Annotated in this window: 15 protein-coding genes and 1 pseudogene; 6 read left to right on the top strand and 10 right to left on the bottom strand. The window is 44.3% G+C overall.

Annotated features, from left to right (window positions below):
* Positions 1-820 (top strand): acetate/propionate family kinase (locus B2089_RS07730; protein ID WP_296686600.1); only part of this gene is annotated, 820 nt, incomplete at its 5' end.
* A 120-nt stretch (positions 821-940) separates the two neighbouring features.
* Here the strand turns inward: B2089_RS07730 and B2089_RS07725 are convergent.
* Positions 941-1,567 (bottom strand): DJ-1 family glyoxalase III, encoded by a 627-nt coding sequence (locus tag B2089_RS07725; protein WP_296322604.1) that lies wholly within the window; start codon positions 1,565-1,567, stop codon positions 941-943.
* A gap of 103 nt (positions 1,568-1,670) precedes the next feature.
* Between B2089_RS07725 and B2089_RS07720 the strand changes: the two genes are divergently transcribed.
* From B2089_RS07720 to B2089_RS07710, 3 genes are read left to right on the top strand one after another with little or no spacing between them, the layout of a single operon-like run.
* A complete protein-coding gene (locus B2089_RS07720; protein WP_296322608.1) occupies positions 1,671-2,921 on the top strand; it encodes a response regulator in 1,251 nt (416 codons plus the stop codon).
* Entirely contained in the window at positions 2,902-4,629 is a 1,728-nt protein-coding gene (locus tag B2089_RS07715) for a response regulator (protein WP_296322611.1), read from the top strand. Before B2089_RS07720 ends, B2089_RS07715 begins: the two co-directional genes overlap by 20 nt.
* A complete protein-coding gene (locus tag B2089_RS07710) occupies positions 4,626-5,477 on the top strand; it encodes a histidinol-phosphatase (protein WP_296322614.1) in 852 nt (283 codons plus the stop codon). The genes B2089_RS07715 and B2089_RS07710 overlap by 4 nt, the downstream gene beginning before the upstream one ends.
* 8 nt (positions 5,478-5,485) lie before the next feature.
* Here B2089_RS07710 and B2089_RS07705 read toward each other — a convergent pair whose 3' ends face one another.
* The gene (locus B2089_RS07705) at positions 5,486-5,842 is read right to left on the bottom strand and encodes a TraR/DksA family transcriptional regulator (RefSeq protein ID WP_296322617.1); all 357 of its coding nucleotides are present in this window, start codon (positions 5,840-5,842) and stop codon (positions 5,486-5,488) included.
* Between the two features lie 90 nt (positions 5,843-5,932).
* Here B2089_RS07705 and infA point away from each other — a divergent pair, with 90 nt between their 5' ends.
* On the top strand, positions 5,933-6,154 hold the full coding sequence (infA, locus tag B2089_RS07700; protein WP_184661244.1) for a translation initiation factor IF-1: 222 nt from the start codon (positions 5,933-5,935) through the stop codon (positions 6,152-6,154).
* A 28-nt stretch (positions 6,155-6,182) separates the two neighbouring features.
* Here infA and B2089_RS07695 read toward each other — a convergent pair whose 3' ends face one another.
* Positions 6,183-6,782, bottom strand: a complete 600-nt coding sequence (locus B2089_RS07695; RefSeq protein ID WP_296322619.1) for a DnaJ domain-containing protein — start codon at positions 6,780-6,782, stop codon at positions 6,183-6,185.
* A gap of 71 nt (positions 6,783-6,853) precedes the next feature.
* Positions 6,854-8,323 (bottom strand): MATE family efflux transporter, encoded by a 1,470-nt coding sequence (locus tag B2089_RS07690; RefSeq protein WP_296322622.1) that lies wholly within the window; start codon positions 8,321-8,323, stop codon positions 6,854-6,856.
* 92 nt (positions 8,324-8,415) lie between these two features.
* Between B2089_RS07690 and B2089_RS07685 the strand changes: the two genes are divergently transcribed.
* Positions 8,416-9,270 carry an AraC family transcriptional regulator gene (locus B2089_RS07685; RefSeq protein WP_296322625.1) on the top strand — a complete coding sequence of 285 codons (855 nt, stop codon included), beginning with the start codon at positions 8,416-8,418 and terminating at the stop codon, positions 9,268-9,270.
* Here the strand turns inward: B2089_RS07685 and B2089_RS07680 are convergent.
* From B2089_RS07680 to B2089_RS07655, 6 genes and pseudogenes are all read right to left on the bottom strand, one after another.
* The gene (locus tag B2089_RS07680) at positions 9,260-9,844 is read right to left on the bottom strand and encodes a Smr/MutS family protein (RefSeq protein ID WP_296322628.1); all 585 of its coding nucleotides are present in this window, start codon (positions 9,842-9,844) and stop codon (positions 9,260-9,262) included. The genes B2089_RS07685 and B2089_RS07680 overlap by 11 nt on opposite strands.
* Before the next feature lie 21 nt (positions 9,845-9,865).
* Complete coding sequence (locus B2089_RS07675) at positions 9,866-11,116, bottom strand: hypothetical protein (RefSeq protein ID WP_296322632.1); 1,251 nt, start codon at positions 11,114-11,116, stop codon at positions 9,866-9,868.
* The gene (locus tag B2089_RS07670; RefSeq protein ID WP_296322634.1) at positions 11,097-12,746 is read right to left on the bottom strand and encodes a VWA domain-containing protein; all 1,650 of its coding nucleotides are present in this window, start codon (positions 12,744-12,746) and stop codon (positions 11,097-11,099) included. Before B2089_RS07670 ends, B2089_RS07675 begins: the two co-directional genes overlap by 20 nt.
* On the bottom strand, positions 12,746-13,759 hold the full coding sequence (locus tag B2089_RS07665) for a VWA domain-containing protein (protein ID WP_296322637.1): 1,014 nt from the start codon (positions 13,757-13,759) through the stop codon (positions 12,746-12,748). The genes B2089_RS07670 and B2089_RS07665 overlap by 1 nt, the downstream gene beginning before the upstream one ends.
* Positions 13,756-14,784, bottom strand: a complete 1,029-nt coding sequence (locus B2089_RS07660; protein ID WP_296322640.1) for a hypothetical protein — start codon at positions 14,782-14,784, stop codon at positions 13,756-13,758. Before B2089_RS07660 ends, B2089_RS07665 begins: the two co-directional genes overlap by 4 nt.
* Before the next feature lies 1 nt (position 14,785).
* Positions 14,786-15,088, bottom strand: a pseudogene (locus B2089_RS07655) (DUF58 domain-containing protein); the annotation flags it as partial.

Here is a 15,088-nt window from a genome sequence, read left to right as displayed (position 1 = left end):
CGCAGCACGCCGCTACGGTTTCCACGGAACATCTTTCCTTTACACTGCAAAACGCGCTTCTGTCCTTCTCCACAAGGCTCCAAAAGACACAAATGTCATCATCGCTCATGTTGGTAATGGTGCCTCAATGTGCGCTGTTAAAAACGGCCAGTGTTTCGACACTTCAATGGGCATCACTCCTCTTGAAGGTCTCGTTATGGGAACTCGCTCAGGCGACATGGATCCGGCTCTTCCATTCTACATCATGCGAAAAACTGGCATGACTCCTGCCGAGATGGACAAAGCCATGAACAAAAAATCAGGTCTTCTTGGTCTCACAGGAAAGTCTGCTGACCGCCGCGATGTCGCTGAACTTGCTGAAAAGGGCGACAAAGACTGCCAGCTCGCAGTTGACATGGAATGTTACCGCCTCAAAAAATACTTTGGCGCTTACATGGCAGCAATCGGCCCTGTTGACGCTATCGTTTATACAGCAGGCGTTGGCGAGCACTCTGCTCTTATCCGTGGAAAGGCTCTCGAAGGCCTTGAGTGGATGGGCGTTAAAATCGACCCGAAAAAGAACGCTCTTGCAAACACAGGCAATGCCGAGACCTGCATTTCTGCTGACGACTCAAAAGTAAAGGTTTTCGTAATCCCGACAGACGAAGAGCTTGTCATGACAGAAGACGCTTTCGCAATCATGAACGGCACTTACGATGTTCACACAAACTTCACATATTCATTCCAGGACCCTGCATACCGCAACAAGGCTCGCGAAGAGGGCCTCAAAAAAGAGCTTGAGAAGCACCCTGAGCTTGAATCAATCATCGTTCGTCCGTAAGTAAAAGACGCGGATGAAATTATAAAAAAGCGGATGCACGCAGATAAAAACGGATTTTGACTTATCCGTGAGAGTCTGCGCCATCCGCGTTTTTTTTGCGTCTAATTTAGTATTGCTGTTTTACCTCTGGCAGCTTCCGTCGTGGATTTTCTTCGCGGTTTCGGCATCGGTGAGGATTTCTACGAATTTCATTGCGAATTGCTCCGATGTTCCGGGACCTCTTCCCGTAAGTACATTGTTATCAAACACAAAGGGAACATCCTTTATGTGATGAGAATGTTCCGTTAATTCATCTGCTTTTATTTTACTTCCACAATATTCTGCGAGATTTTCTTCCATACCTGGATAGCATGTCCATTTTCTGCTGGCAAGAATGCCTGTTTGTGCAAGCACTACCGCAGGTGAAGCGCAAATTGCTGCGACAAGTTTTCCTTTACGGTCCATTTTTGTAGCGAGTTGAAAAAGATACTGGTTTGCGGCAAGATTTTTGGCTCCCGGCATACCTCCTGGAAAATAAATTGCGTCTGGTTCCTTTCCGTTCATATTTTCGATGAAATCCCTGAGAGTAACATCTGCGATTATCGTGATACCGTGGCTTCCAACAACGACAATCTCATTCTTTGTGGAATTTTCTTCGGGAACTGAAACCATACGAACTTTTATATTCGCACGGCGTAAATAGTCAACGACGGTGAAAGCTTCGATTTCTTCAAAGCCTGGTGCTAAAAAAACTGCAACTTCTGCCATAAAAGACTCCTTGCATACAAGTATAGCACAGAATTTGATTTTTTGGAGATTTTAATCACTCTCTTCATTGAAAAAACACTAATATTCCAGTATTATTTATTTAATGAAAAGTGTTTTGGTCGTTGATGCGCCGCAATTGCTCCGTGACTTTTTAACAGAAAAACTTTCCTCAGAAAATGTTGCGATTGAACCTGCTGATGGTCAGCGCGATGCATTGCCAAAATTCCTTTCACTCCTTCCTGACTTGGTAATCATTTACATCGAAAATTCCGTCTCTGATATGATGGATTTTCTTTCAAAAAAACAGGCGGATCCCAACGGCAAAAAAACACCGATTATTATTGCTGGCCCGCTCATTGATCAGGATGAGGTTTCTGATCTTGTTCAGTATGGAGTCATAAAATATTTTACCAGGCCAATAAAATTCGATCTTTTCTTTGAGTCTATAGGTCGAGTCCTTCATTCTGATTTCTCAATCGATACAACTCCTTGCGTCATGGACATCCATTTAAACCACGACATTATTTTTATAGAGCTTGCTGTCGGATTAAATCGCGAAAAAATTACACTTCTCAAATACAAACTCACTGAAATCATAGAGAACAACAATCTTTCTTTACCAAAAATCATACTCATGATGTCCTCATTAAGTTTGAGCTATGTTGACGGACTTAATCTTGAGTTATTACTTTCAAATATCACTGAAGACAGGCGGATTCTCCGTAGAAACATAAAAATCCTCACCTTGGATCCATTTGTATCTGATTTTATCAGCGGCCACCCGACTTTTGACGGCATTCAGGTGGTGAGCAAACTTTCAGAGGTTCTTAATTCTTTGGTAGGCGCCCGCTCTGGCGGAACAGTGGAGGAACTTATTTCTGACAATTTGCTTTCTGCTTCTGACTCAGGGGACTCTGGTTTGATGGCAACTCGCTTTTTTTCCGATACAGGCAAGGTCAATGAAAACGAGGAACTCACTACAGGGCAGGTAAAAATCGCTGTTGTTGATAATGATCTTTCAGTTGCAAAATATTTAAAGCAAGTTTCCGAAGCAATTGGCGATGTTACGGTATTCACAAGTTGCAGGCAGTTCGTTTCAACGGTTCAGCAAAATCAGTTTAATCTTGCCATTATGGGAATGTACATGGCAGAACTTACCGGCCTTGATATTTTAAAGGCTCTCGTTGAAAAAAAAATCGACTTGCCTGTTATAATTTATTCTAATGTCGTTCAAAAAGAAGTGATTATGCAGGCGCTCAAACTTGGGGCTTCAAGTTACCTCATAAAACCTCAGCCTTTAGAGGTTATAACACAAAAAGCTCTGGAAATCATAAATGCAAAAAGACAGTTCTGAACTTAACGATACCACCCGTTTTTTGGCGAACACGCTGCATGAAATTCGCACACCGATTCAAACGATTATTGGTGCCGCAGAGCTCATGCAAAGCACTCTTCTCGACAAAGAGCAGAAGGAGTATATCCGTCAGATTTTGTTCAGTGCCGAAGGTTTGCTGGAACTTGCGAACAATATTCTCGATTTCGCGAAGATGAACCAGAATGGTTTTAAAATCGAAAACATCCCCTTTGATATCGCTTATGTCACTGAACATGTGGTGGATTCTGAGAGCGTAAAAGCTTTTAACCGTGGCGTGGAGCTTGTCCTTGACATTTCGCCGAATGTTCCTGCTCTTGTTACGGGCGATTCGATGCGTGTGCGTCAAATTATGCTCAATCTTATCAGCAATGCGGTAAAATTCACAAAAGAAGGTTACATCCATGTTGAGCTTGATTACAATAAGAAAGACGGCATTTGCTTTTCTGTAAAAGATTCCGGAATAGGAATCAGCACCGAGAAACAAGAAAAACTCTTTACCGATTACTTTCAGGCTGATATTTCGACTTATCGTCTTTTTGGCGGAACAGGGCTTGGTCTTTCCATCAGTAAAAATCTCGTGAACATTATGAAAGGAGAAATCGGAGTAAAAACAAATCCGACTGGTGGTTCGATTTTCTGGTTTACGCTTCCACTTCCCGTTGCCATCGGCAATCATGAAGAAATTAAATTCAGTAAGAATCCAGCAAAGCAGAGGATCCTTATCGTTGATGACAGTCAGCTTGCGGCCGACAGCTTAAAAAATAAACTGAACTCGCTGGGATTTACTCAAGTTCAAGTGTGTACTGATGCAGCTGAAGTCGTGTCAATTCTTGCAGAAGCGGAAGTCAGCGGAAATCCTTTTAAAATAGCTTTTATCGACATGGTAATGGAAGGCGGAATTGACGGATGGCATGTAGGTTTTGATATTCATCAGGTGGGGAGCATCAGCACATCGCTCTATCTTCTTGTTCCTGAGGGGCAGATGCACGAAGACGCTAAAATGAAATTCCTCGATTTGTATAGAGGTTATCTTTATAAGCCTATTAAAAAAAACATGCTGGTCTCTTTGCTCTCTGAGGAATTATATGAGATTGAACAACTTGAATCTGCAGACAAGGGCGAGAAAATTATTAAGATTGAAGAACTTATTCCACTTACTCCAGCCGAAGAAAAATCAGAGCGGGAAAAGGCTTCTGGAAATGTGAAAGTTTCTATTCCAAAAGAGAATGCTGCGGAAGGCCTCAAAATTCTCGTTGCAGAAGATCATCCGATGAATCGCAAACTGCTTGAGACTTTCCTCAAAAAATTCGGTGCAGAAGTTTATCTGGCAGAGAATGGTGTCGAGGCGCTTGAAATCATCGAGAGTATTCCCGAAATCAGCATGGTCTTCATGGATATTTATATGCCCGAAAAGAACGGAATCGAGGCGACGAAAGAATTGCGGGCTATGCACTACAATGAAATAATCATTGCCTGCACCGCAAACAACGATTCCAACGATTTTGATGAATACAAGCGGAGCGGAATCAACGACATTTTGGTCAAACCTTTCAAGAGTGAGACTTTAAAGGCAATGGTCGAAAAATGGAAGGCCGTAATGCAAACGCTTTCCGTTGAGCAGATTAACCTTATTAACGGTGGCGCTGTTTTTGATTACCCTTTTGAAGAGAGCGAGGATTCAAAATGACTTGTGAATATATAAAATCAAATCTTCACACTCATTCGACTTTCTGTGACGGAAAAAACACTCCCGAAGAGAATGTTCTTTCCGCAATCAAAAAAGGAATCAAGGTGCTTGGATTTACCAGCCACAGCATGTACCCCTTCTGGACAGAGACCTACATGCAGCCCGAAGATTTTTCCGTCTATTGCGCCGAAATCCGCCGTCTTCAGGAAAAATACGCTTCACAAATTAAAATTCGCCTGGGCTTTGAGGCAGATTTTATCCCCGGAGTGACTCTCCCCAAAATGGAAAATTATGCGGATTTTAGGCCCGATTATCTGATTGGCTCAATTCACTTTTTATTTCAGCGGGAAGGCCTTGTCGCCGTAGATCACAAGCCTGAAATTCTTCAGGAGGGAGCCAAGAATCATTATAAAAACGATATTCGCACCCTCATCGGCGATTATTTTACCCTGCAAAAAGAAATGCTGGAGAGGGGGGATTTTGCCCTTGTCGGTCACCCGGATTTAATCCGAAAATTCAACGAGAAATGGCCTTTTTTTAGTGAAAATGAAGAGTGGTACAAGGATGAACTGAAGGAAATGGCAAAGGCAATCGCCAGAAAAGGAATAGCCACCGAAATCAATTCTGGAGCAATTTCCCGTGGCTACCTTTCAAAGCCCTACCCAAGCGAGTATTTTTTAAGCCTGCTTCATGATGAGGGCGTTCCTGTCGCAATCACGGCTGACGCTCACTCAGCAGAAAACCTTGACTGTGCCTTTGACCAGTCAATCCAGCTGGCAAAAAAAATCGGCTATAGCGAAATCATTTACGACATCGATACAGCCGGATACAAATTTTGCAGGATTTAGATTTTGCCCTAGCGGTTGCGGCGTTCGTTCTCGCTTTGGCATGAAATGCACATAAATGCGTAAGGAATAGCCTCAAGCCGCTCCAGGGGAATTTCTTTGTGACACTTTAAGCAAATGCCGTATTTGCCCTGCTGAATGCGGTCGAGAGCGTTGTTAATCATTGTGAGGCGGTTTGCGTCCTGTGCGCCAAGAGACTCAAGCAATGCGCCGTCGATTACATCAGAAGCGATGTCAACTTCGTCTCCCGGTTCGCCGCTTTCAACCATCTTTTTATATTCAGAATGTTTGTCCGCTAATGATTTTAAGATTTGCTCTTTTTGCTCTTCGAGATGAGCCTGCATTTTGTCAATGAATGCTTGTTCCATGTTCCCTTTCTCCCATGTTGCAATTTTTTTGTTATTAGATAATAATAAGGGAGAAATCTTGAAAAGACAAGTAAAATTTTTGGAGGAATCGTGGCTAAAGAAGAAGCGATTGAAGTTGAAGGCATTGTAAAGGAAGCTTTGCCCAACACCCAGTTCCGCGTTGAACTTAAAAACGGCGGACATGTTGTTATGGCGCATTTGTCAGGCAAAATGCGAAAGCACTATATCAAAATCGTACCAGGCGACAGCGTAAAGGTTGCCTTGTCTCCCTACGACTTAAACCGCGGCCGAATCATTTTCCGCGAACGATAATTCGTGTAACTTGGTGTAAGTCGTGTTTTTATCTTAATAATCTTCGTAATCCCCTTGTGAGACCCGAAAATCCGTGCGTAATTGCGGCAAGCGAGAGAATTGGGCCGAAGGGAAGTAATATCCAAGAGAATCTGAACGAGAACAAGCCAATCAATAGAATTGCGAGTTTTTGCAAAATATAGATAAGCGCTTCGGTTTTTGTTTCAGGTTCTTTTGTTGTTCTGTAATAATAAGTATTCTGATTGTGACTCTGTTGGCTTCGCCCATAATTGAACCACTGGTTAAAGGCATCGTTAAAGTCTTCCTGAGTTTCGGCACGCCAGCTGCCATTTCTATTCCACTGGCCTTGCCAAGTGCCTTGCTGCCCCCAGCCGTAAGATCCATAGGGATTTGATGAAGAAGATGAGCCGTAGTCGCTTGTTGAGCCGTAAGAATCGTACTGGCGGCGTTTTGTTTCGTCGGAAAGGACATCGTAGGCGGCGGTAATTTTTTTGAATTTTTCTTCGGCGGCTTTGTCACCGGGATTTTTGTCGGGGTGATATTTGACCGCAAGCTTTCGGTAAGCGGATTTTATTTCGCTCTGAGACGCTGTTTTTGAAACTCCAAGGACTGCGTATAAATCTTCCAATCTTCTTCCTCGTTTATTCTTTACTCTTAAAATACTGATATTTCGTCAAAGATACAAGCAAAATCTGTAATTTAAATTTTAAAAGATGCTTTTCCTTTTTTGATTTTGCGGATGAACCAGATTGCCACGATGCCGGCTGTGATTCCGACCATGCCGTTTGAGATAAGCATAGCCATACCCACGGCAGGAATTCCTATGTTCGTAAAATGGAGCAGGATAAAAAGGGGCGGAATGCGGTAAACGAAGAGACGGACAAGATTTAAAATCATGGAGATTCGTGTTTTTCCGAAACCGTACAAAAGTCCCATAACCGAAGCGTTGATTGAGACCAAAACCGAATCCCAGCATTCATAAGTGTAAATCGCGTTGATTTGCTCGGCGAATGCGGCGTCTCCTTTTGCAAACATGAAGATAATGCTGTCTTTGAAAGTGAGCATAATCGCAAAGAAAAAGCTTGCGATTCCCAGATTGATGAAAAGAGTGCGGTAAAAAATCCCCAGGGCGCGCTTTAAATTTTGATTTCCCAGATTCTGACTGATAAGGCTGGACTCCGCTTCCTGAAATCCTGCCGGCGGATTTGTTGAAAATCCTCCCAGCCTGTTTGAAACGCCAAGGGCTCCTACCACAGTGCTTCCCATGCTGGCGCACATTGAATTGACGATGACTTTTCCGAAAGCGAAGATGAATTTCTCCAAAAAAATCGGAATACTGAGGTTTGCCAGGGGTTGGATAAAAGTCTGCTTAAAGAGACATTTTTTTATGCTGATTCTGAGAGGATTTTTTTTGTTGGTAAGGTTAAAGACAGCAATTGCCGTGAGCGAGGATTGGGCGAGAATCGTTGCCACCGGGAGAAGGAGCATTGCCGTGTTGAGGGAGACAAAACCGGCTTTCATAAGATTGATGGCGCAAAAGTTCAAAACGGTCTTAACCAGCATGACCAGCATATTGCAGTACATGATGACTTTTGTGTTTCCCCTGGATTTTTCGGTGGCCAGGTAAATTACATTGATAAACTGAAAGACTATGGCTCCGATTGCCAGCATAAAATAAATCGTTCCCTGACCGATTAAGTCTTGGGGCATACGAAGCAGTTTTAAGAAAGGATAGGCAAAAGGAATGGCCAGCAAGAGAATGAATGACGCGACGGCGATTCCTGTAAAAAAGAGGGTGCTGATTTGAGAGCGAACTTTTTCCATGTCACCTGAGCCGTAGCTTCGTGATATTATGATTGAGCCACCCACAGAAAGACCTGAGCCGACGGCATAGAGCATGGTTTCAATCTGGGAAACAAATGAAACCGTTGAGACAACTCCCGCACTCATGTTGGCCGCAATCAGGGTATCGATGAGCTGAAAAACCTGATGCAAACTGTTGTAGAAAACAAGGGGCAGGGCGATATAAAAAATCGTCTTCACCATGCCACCGTTGAGAATCATATCGCGGCGGCGGCTTTCCTTTTCGCTGAGAGAAATGCTTTCCTTTTGAGAGTCTGCTTGCGGCAGTGTTTTTGCCTTAGCAATTGCGGCCTTCATGTCTTTCATGATTTTATGATAAATCCTGCCGATACAAAAATCTGTACAATTTTTGCGAATTTTACTTTCTTTTGTGCATATTTTGAGTTATACTTTCCCAGATGTTTTTGATGAAAGAACCAGCCGACTACCGGCAAATCAAAACAGGCTGCGGGTTTTCTCTTATAAAAAAGTCCCATGCCATTACAAATCCAGTGAGGCATTTTCATCCCTGGTGGGAAATCCTCTATATCGAGAGCGGAGAGCGCACTTTCTTTTATGCGAACCGCACCCTTCACATTATGGCGGGAACTTTTTTGTGCATTGCGCCGGGAATCCTGCACCGGGCGGTAAATCCTGAGGGTGAAGTCTGCTCTCTCTACAATGTTTATTTTGCTGATGACGGCATTCCTTTAAGCGAGGATAATCCCCATTTTTCTTCCCTTATCCCAATTTTACAGAAGATTGACCCTTGTATCGCTCTTTTGCCGGAAGTTCAGTCGCGGGTGACGAGCCTTTTTTCAAAAATGGGACTTGAGATTCTTTCGGCTGAGGAAGGCTGGCAGGAAATGGTCTGGGCATATCTGTCCGAAATTTTAGTGACAGTGAGCCGGCAAAAGGCCCAGGCAGGAGTCGCCGTGCAGCCCAGCGCCGAAATGAACGGTCACATTGCCGCCGTAATTGATTTTTTGAACATGCACTACACTGAAAGCGTCAGCCTTGCTTCCGTGGCAGAGAGATTCGGCTTGAGCGCCAGCCATCTGAGCCGTTCTTTTAAAGAAGAAACCCATTTCGGTTTTGTGGAATATGTGAACAGCCTGCGGATTACGAAAGCCTGCCGAATGCTGGCCGATAAAAAACTCTCTGTGCTGGAAGTCGCCATGCAGTGCGGATTCGGCTCCCTTACCCAGTTTGGCCGCTGCTTCCGCTCCCTTACGGGAACAAATCCTTTGGATTACCGGAAATCTACTTTATAATCACCCAAGTTGCTCCGCTTCCTCCCATGCTTCGGTCGGGATGGCCTGAAGAGCCTAAGTTTTTGTTCTGCTCGATAAAGGTTTTTACCATTGGCCCCAAAACAGGGTCGCTTCCGTGGGAGTGATTGCCCTTTCCGTGAATAATCAGTATTTTCTTTAAGCCTCGGCGGATACAATCGTTTACAAAAGAAGTCAGCCGGCTCCATGCCTCGTCGCGGGTTAGTCCGTGCAGGTCGATTCTTGCTTCGGGGCGCATGGTGCGAAGATATTCCCGGCTTTCCATCTTTGCCCGCTCAGCGTATTCGTCCGCCGCCTTGTCCTTGTCTGTGACTCCGTATCGCCTGAGCCAGAGTTCCATAGGGTTGATTGTTTTTTTAGCATCTTCTTCCATCTGGGCTTCGTAAGTCCTGCCCTCTGCTATGAGTTTTGCCCGTTTCCGAGCCGCTTTTTCTTCAGGCGTGGGAGCATTTGCCATCTTGTGGGAAATCTGCGGTGTTTTTGATTTTTCTTTAGCCGCCTTTTTCTCGTTTTTCTGCATGTCTCCCCACTGATTCAAAATATCACCGAAATCCATAATTTCCTCACTCTGTATGTTTTATTTTATTTCTATTATATTTTCATTTTTTGTCCAGCCGGAGAATTCATCGCATTCGATGAAGGCCCATTCTCCCGCGCTTTCCGTGATTTTTACTTTTACGCCGCCCTCAAAATGATTTGCGCTCATCTTTTCTTCGGGAACGGAAGAGACAAGTCCGCCTGTAAAAATGGCAAATCTGCGGGAAAAAAGCTTGTCAAAAAAAGTGAGCCTTGATTTAGCCGCCCTTGCCTCACATTCTTCCCGCGTTGGAGCGGATTTTTTTTCTGCGCTCACTTCTTCGCTGGGTTTTTCAAATGCGCTTTCAAAAATGCCGGCCCCATCTTTTTGACTTTCATTATGCCTGTGGGATTTTCCTTTTACGATGACGCGGATAGATCCAGGAAGGGAAAGAATTTTTTTTGAGCCGTTGTAGGAAAGGGCCGCTACCGTGATTTCAGGGAGTGAATATTCTCCCTCTTTTAAGATTTGCCATTCAAAGCGGGCCAAATCCTGTTTTTCAGTGGTAAATTCCGTGATTTTTTGATTTCCGCTGGCAAATTCAAAGCGTTCCCTTTCGGAAAAAATCGAGTCTTTGGGAATATCCCATTTAAAATCGAGAATTTGCGTGCCGTAGCGAAGGTCAATCGTAAAGACAATTTTTTCGCCCTGAGAGACTGTCAGGATTTTCCTGCCGTCTTTTTCGCTGCGGATTTTTTGATTTTCAAAAGAGATTTCAAGGCTGGGAGAAATCAGGTTCGGGTTTTCGTAGACAAAAATGGGCTCAAACTCTATATAATGATTTTTCCCATTGATTTTTACAAGAAGTGGAGACAGTCGGCTTTCCCCTGAGTCAGAAAATGTAAACCAGAGTGAAATAAGTGTTCCCCGCTGACCATTCTGCGAGATAAATTCTTCTTTTTTGGAAGAAATAAAGCGGGTTCCCAGGGGCAATTCAGGAAGCTCCATCATCACCTGGGAGGGCGAAATCCCATCAATCTCCAGGGCATAGCAGTTTTCCATTTGAGTGAAAAAAATCTCCGACCGTGGCCTGACCTTCAAATCCCGAATTTCTTTGGCAGAAGGAAGGGCATAAAGTGAAAGTGAGAAAAAGAAAAAAAGAATGAGAAATGGGGATTTTAAGGGGCGAAGCTCCTTAGGAGAGGGGGTAGCGGAAAACGCGTTAGCGCTTGAAGCGAGGGGGAGACTTCCCCCTTTGTATTCTGCATTCATCATTTTGCATTCAGCATTTTTAATAATCCAAAACATCATCGTTTTTCTCCCCGCCATCGCTCATGTTCCGCCATTTTTTGCCTTCGTTTTCCCGAATCAAATTGAAAATTTCGTTTTTCATGTCGGGGTCGGTCTGTTTTTCTTCGTTCACGCCCTGCATTTCGGCTTGGGCTTCTTGCGCCTGCTTTTGCGTGATTTCCCGCTGGCAGAGTTCAAGGTTTATTTTTGCCCTTACATTTTTTGAGTCAGCGAGAATTGCCCGCTTAAAATTTTTTGCCGCTGTCTCGTAATCATTTTTTCGCGCCGAAATAAGTCCCAGATTGTAAAAGGCCGCCGTTCTCAAATCCGGGCTCAGGGCTTCGTCATCGAGGTTCAGTTGGGAAAGTCTTTTTAATGAAGCGTCAAGTTCTCCCATGGAAAAATAAGTCGCGCTCAAATCGAAAATTGCGTAACTTTTGGCAAGAGAGTCCTCGTCAGATTTGTGAGCCACAGTTAGAAAATCCGCCGTCGCCTGCGTGTATTTTCCTTCGTACCATTCCCATGCGCCTTCAAGAATTTGCCTTTTTTCTGATTTACAGGAAGCGAGGAAGAAAACCGCCGTAAAGATCAGGGATTTTTCCAGCAGGGAGAGGAATTTTTTGTTTTTGATGGCAGAAAATTTAAATTCCGCCGCCACAAATGAAAGAATCAGAAAAATCACTGTCCAGAAAATGAAAAACGCGTGACGGTTGACTTTTTTGACTTCGTAAGAGAGTGAATTTTCTTCGTTTTCGCCGGCCTTGCCCTTGATTTGAGACAAAAGTTGCCAGGCACTAGCCTTTGCCCTTGAATCGATGTAAGAGACTTGAGACTTGCGCCCGGAAAATGAAAAGGAAGAGTAGCCTTCGTTCACCGATTCTGTGATTTCCTGCATTTTTTTCGCCCTAAGGGCTGTTTTGACCTTGGTTTTTCCGTCTCCGGCCGTGATTTCGATTTCTTTTTCTGAGCCAAAGCCCACAATCGTGACCGGAACCAGAGATTTTGCCGCCTGCTCCAGTGATTTTTCCAGGCGGGAGTCGGTTTCATCTCCGTCCGTGAAGACCCATATATACTGGGATTTTGCGGAATTTTGGGGAATCGCGTTCAAGGCCGCCTCAATTCCCTTGCCCAGAGAAGAGCCGCCAGAAGACATGAGGCTTGGTGAAAGATTTTCCAGCAAATTGAGCATGGAAAGGACATCTTCAGTTTCTGGAATCGCCGTAAAGCCGTCGCCCTTTGCAAGAACCGCCGAAAAAGAAGTCTGGGAAAGATGCTCCAGCAGGCTTGAAGCGTAGATTTTTACCGCATCGAGGCGAGTCAGCCGGGAGGGAGCGTCTTTTGCCAGCATTGAGTAAGAAATATCAAAGACGAAAGAGACATTGCTCCCGCTTTTATGCACCGGGATTTTTTTTGAGCCGAAAGAAATTTCTGAAAGAGCCAGAAGGGCAGAAATCAATGCGAGGGCGCGGAATAAAGTCCGCAAAAAGAGAGAAATTTTTAGGGAAGAGAGATTTTTCTGATTCTGGGATGAGGCGAGCTTTTCCGTGATTTTTTTGAATTTCACGAAAAGAAAGAGCAAAACCGGCAGAATCAAAAATACGGCAAGAAGAATGCGGGGATTTTCGATTGAGAGAGTTGAAAATTCTGACATTAAAGCACCTCCGAAAGAAAAATCCGCCTGATTAGCCATGAAAGCAGGAATAAAAGCCCTGACAGAAGCAGAAAATTCCTGTAGCAGTTGGTATCGTTGGAGCGATAGTGAAAAGTCTGCACGGAATCTTCTCTTTGAGCGATTTCTGAAAGGGAGGCAGAAAGGGCTTGCATGGACTCTATGCCAAAATAAGAGCCGCCAGCGATTGAGGCTATTGTTTCAAGGGGTGTGGTGTCAAAGTCGGATTCGTAAAATCCCGAATGAATTTTTCCGCTTTTTTTGTCTACATATTCAATGGGAACCGAGCCTTTTGTGCCGATTCCGAAAGTGTAAAGGGAAATTCCGTTTTCTTTTGCAAGGCTTGCCGCCGTTTCCGGGTGAAGGGAGCCTGCGTTGTTTTCACCGTCCGTAATCAGGACGATGCATTTTTTTGGAGCGGAACTTGAAGAAAGATGATAAATCGCCGTGCTCAAGCCGATTCCCAGAGCCGTGCCCTCGCCGAATTCTCCGACTGAAAGGGAATCTATGCTTTTCAAGAACAATTCAATGTCGCTGGTGGGCGGGGCGATGCAGGCGGCTTCACTTGCCATTGCCACGAGACCGTAATTTGCCCCCCTTTCTGAGGATGCAAGCGTCTTGATTCCAAGTTTTGCCGCTTCCAGACGAGTGACCTGACCGTTCGCAAGGGAAATGTCCCTGGCGGCCATTGAAGGGCTGGTGTCTAGAACGAAGAGAATGTCAGTTCCCCGTGATGTGTAGATTTTTTCCTGATGACGGATAATGGGATTTGAAAGGGCGATGACTAGAGAAAGAAAACCTGCCAGGGCAAAAAGATGGGCAAAGAAAGAGCTGATTTTTGAAAAAGCGTCCGAATAAACGAAAGATTTTCCGCCCCAGTCTGAAATCGTGAGAGGAAATGAAATTTTTGAGAAAATGCCCAGTTTCCTAAGTACGGCAAAAAGCGGGAGTGAGAGAAGAAAGAAAAAGGCTTGTGGATACTCAAACTGAATCATGCCTCTTCCTCCTCAAAATCACTGTCATCATCAAATTCTTCTATTATGCGTATGGCATTTTCGCACAAAGATTCCCTCTCGCTTTTTCCGCCATTTTCACTGGCAGGGAGTAGGTTTCCATTTTCCGAAAAGCGCACGAAATCCAGACGGGAAAAAAGTGAAATCACTCCTTCCACGGCATTTCCCTGATGTTCGCCCAATTCCCCGCCGCTTAAATCCAGAAAAATCGGATAAAGAGCCTTAGTCGTAATCGAAGAAAAATCCCTGCCGAATCTTCTTTTCAAGAAATCCCGAAGAATATGCTGGACTTTTTCAGAAAAATCCTTGTCAGAGGAAATTTTTGGAGATTCTTTTTGAAGGGCAAGGAGTTTTTTTATGCTTTTTCTGGAATTCTTTTTAAGGGAATAGAGATAAGAAAAATTTTCGATAAGGCGGACTACTTTGGGAAGGTGGAGCAAAATATAAAGCAAGACCGCAAAGATGATGATGGCGAAAATCCCGAAAATGACTAGAAGCGCCGTCGTTCCTGGAAGAACAAGTGGATTTGCTTGAGGAAGAAAAGAGCGGTTTCCGGTTTTCTGAACTAGAGACTTAACTTCAATCGGGGAAAGATTTATCACAAAAGCCGGGGCGTTTTTTACACTGTCTTCATTTTGAGAAAAAGCCAGGAGAGAAGAAAGACTGAAGGGTGGAATCTGGCAAAAACCTGTTTTCCATGGAATCAGCCTGAGATTTAGAGTGTATTCGCTGTTGTGTTTTTCAATACTTGCCTGCGTGACCGTAAAATCTTCTTCCTGAGCTGCAAAAAGGCTGTAATCAGTGCGAAGGGGAATCTGTGCGACAGGGGAAGATTCACTTTCGCCGATAAAATTTGCGTCAGAATGAAAAATATAGTGGATTTCAACCGTGTCACCGATGTAAATGAGACGCGGCATGACGATTTGAAGGTTTTCCGCAAAAAGAGAAGAAGTTACCGTGAGAAAGAAAAGAAAAAATGAAAGGGCAGGGGCAAAAAATCTCTTCATTTTAAAACCTTGCCTTTTGCTTGAAGAATCTCTGCAAAGTGCTTACGGCGTCTTCCTGAGTGGAGATGGTTAATGGAAAAGCTCCGTGCTTGCTGCAAAAATCCTTCCATTGCTCGCTTCTTTTTTGGTTTGCCTCCCGCCATTGAGCCTTGAATCTTCTGGAGAGAGTGGGAAAAAGACTCTTTTTTTTGCTTTCCGCGTCGTAGAAGGGAATCGTTCCGATTTCGGGAAGCTCGCTGTCGCTGGGGTCGGTGATTCTGAGGGCGACCACATCATGCTTTTGAGCCAGCCGGGCAAAGGGCTT

It is taken from the genome of Treponema sp. UBA3813, from assembly GCA_002368605.1.
Taxonomy (GTDB): domain Bacteria; phylum Spirochaetota; class Spirochaetia; order Treponematales; family Treponemataceae; genus Treponema_D.
Note: the sequence above shows the minus strand (reverse complement) of the source record. Positions and strands in the feature narration are given on the sequence as shown.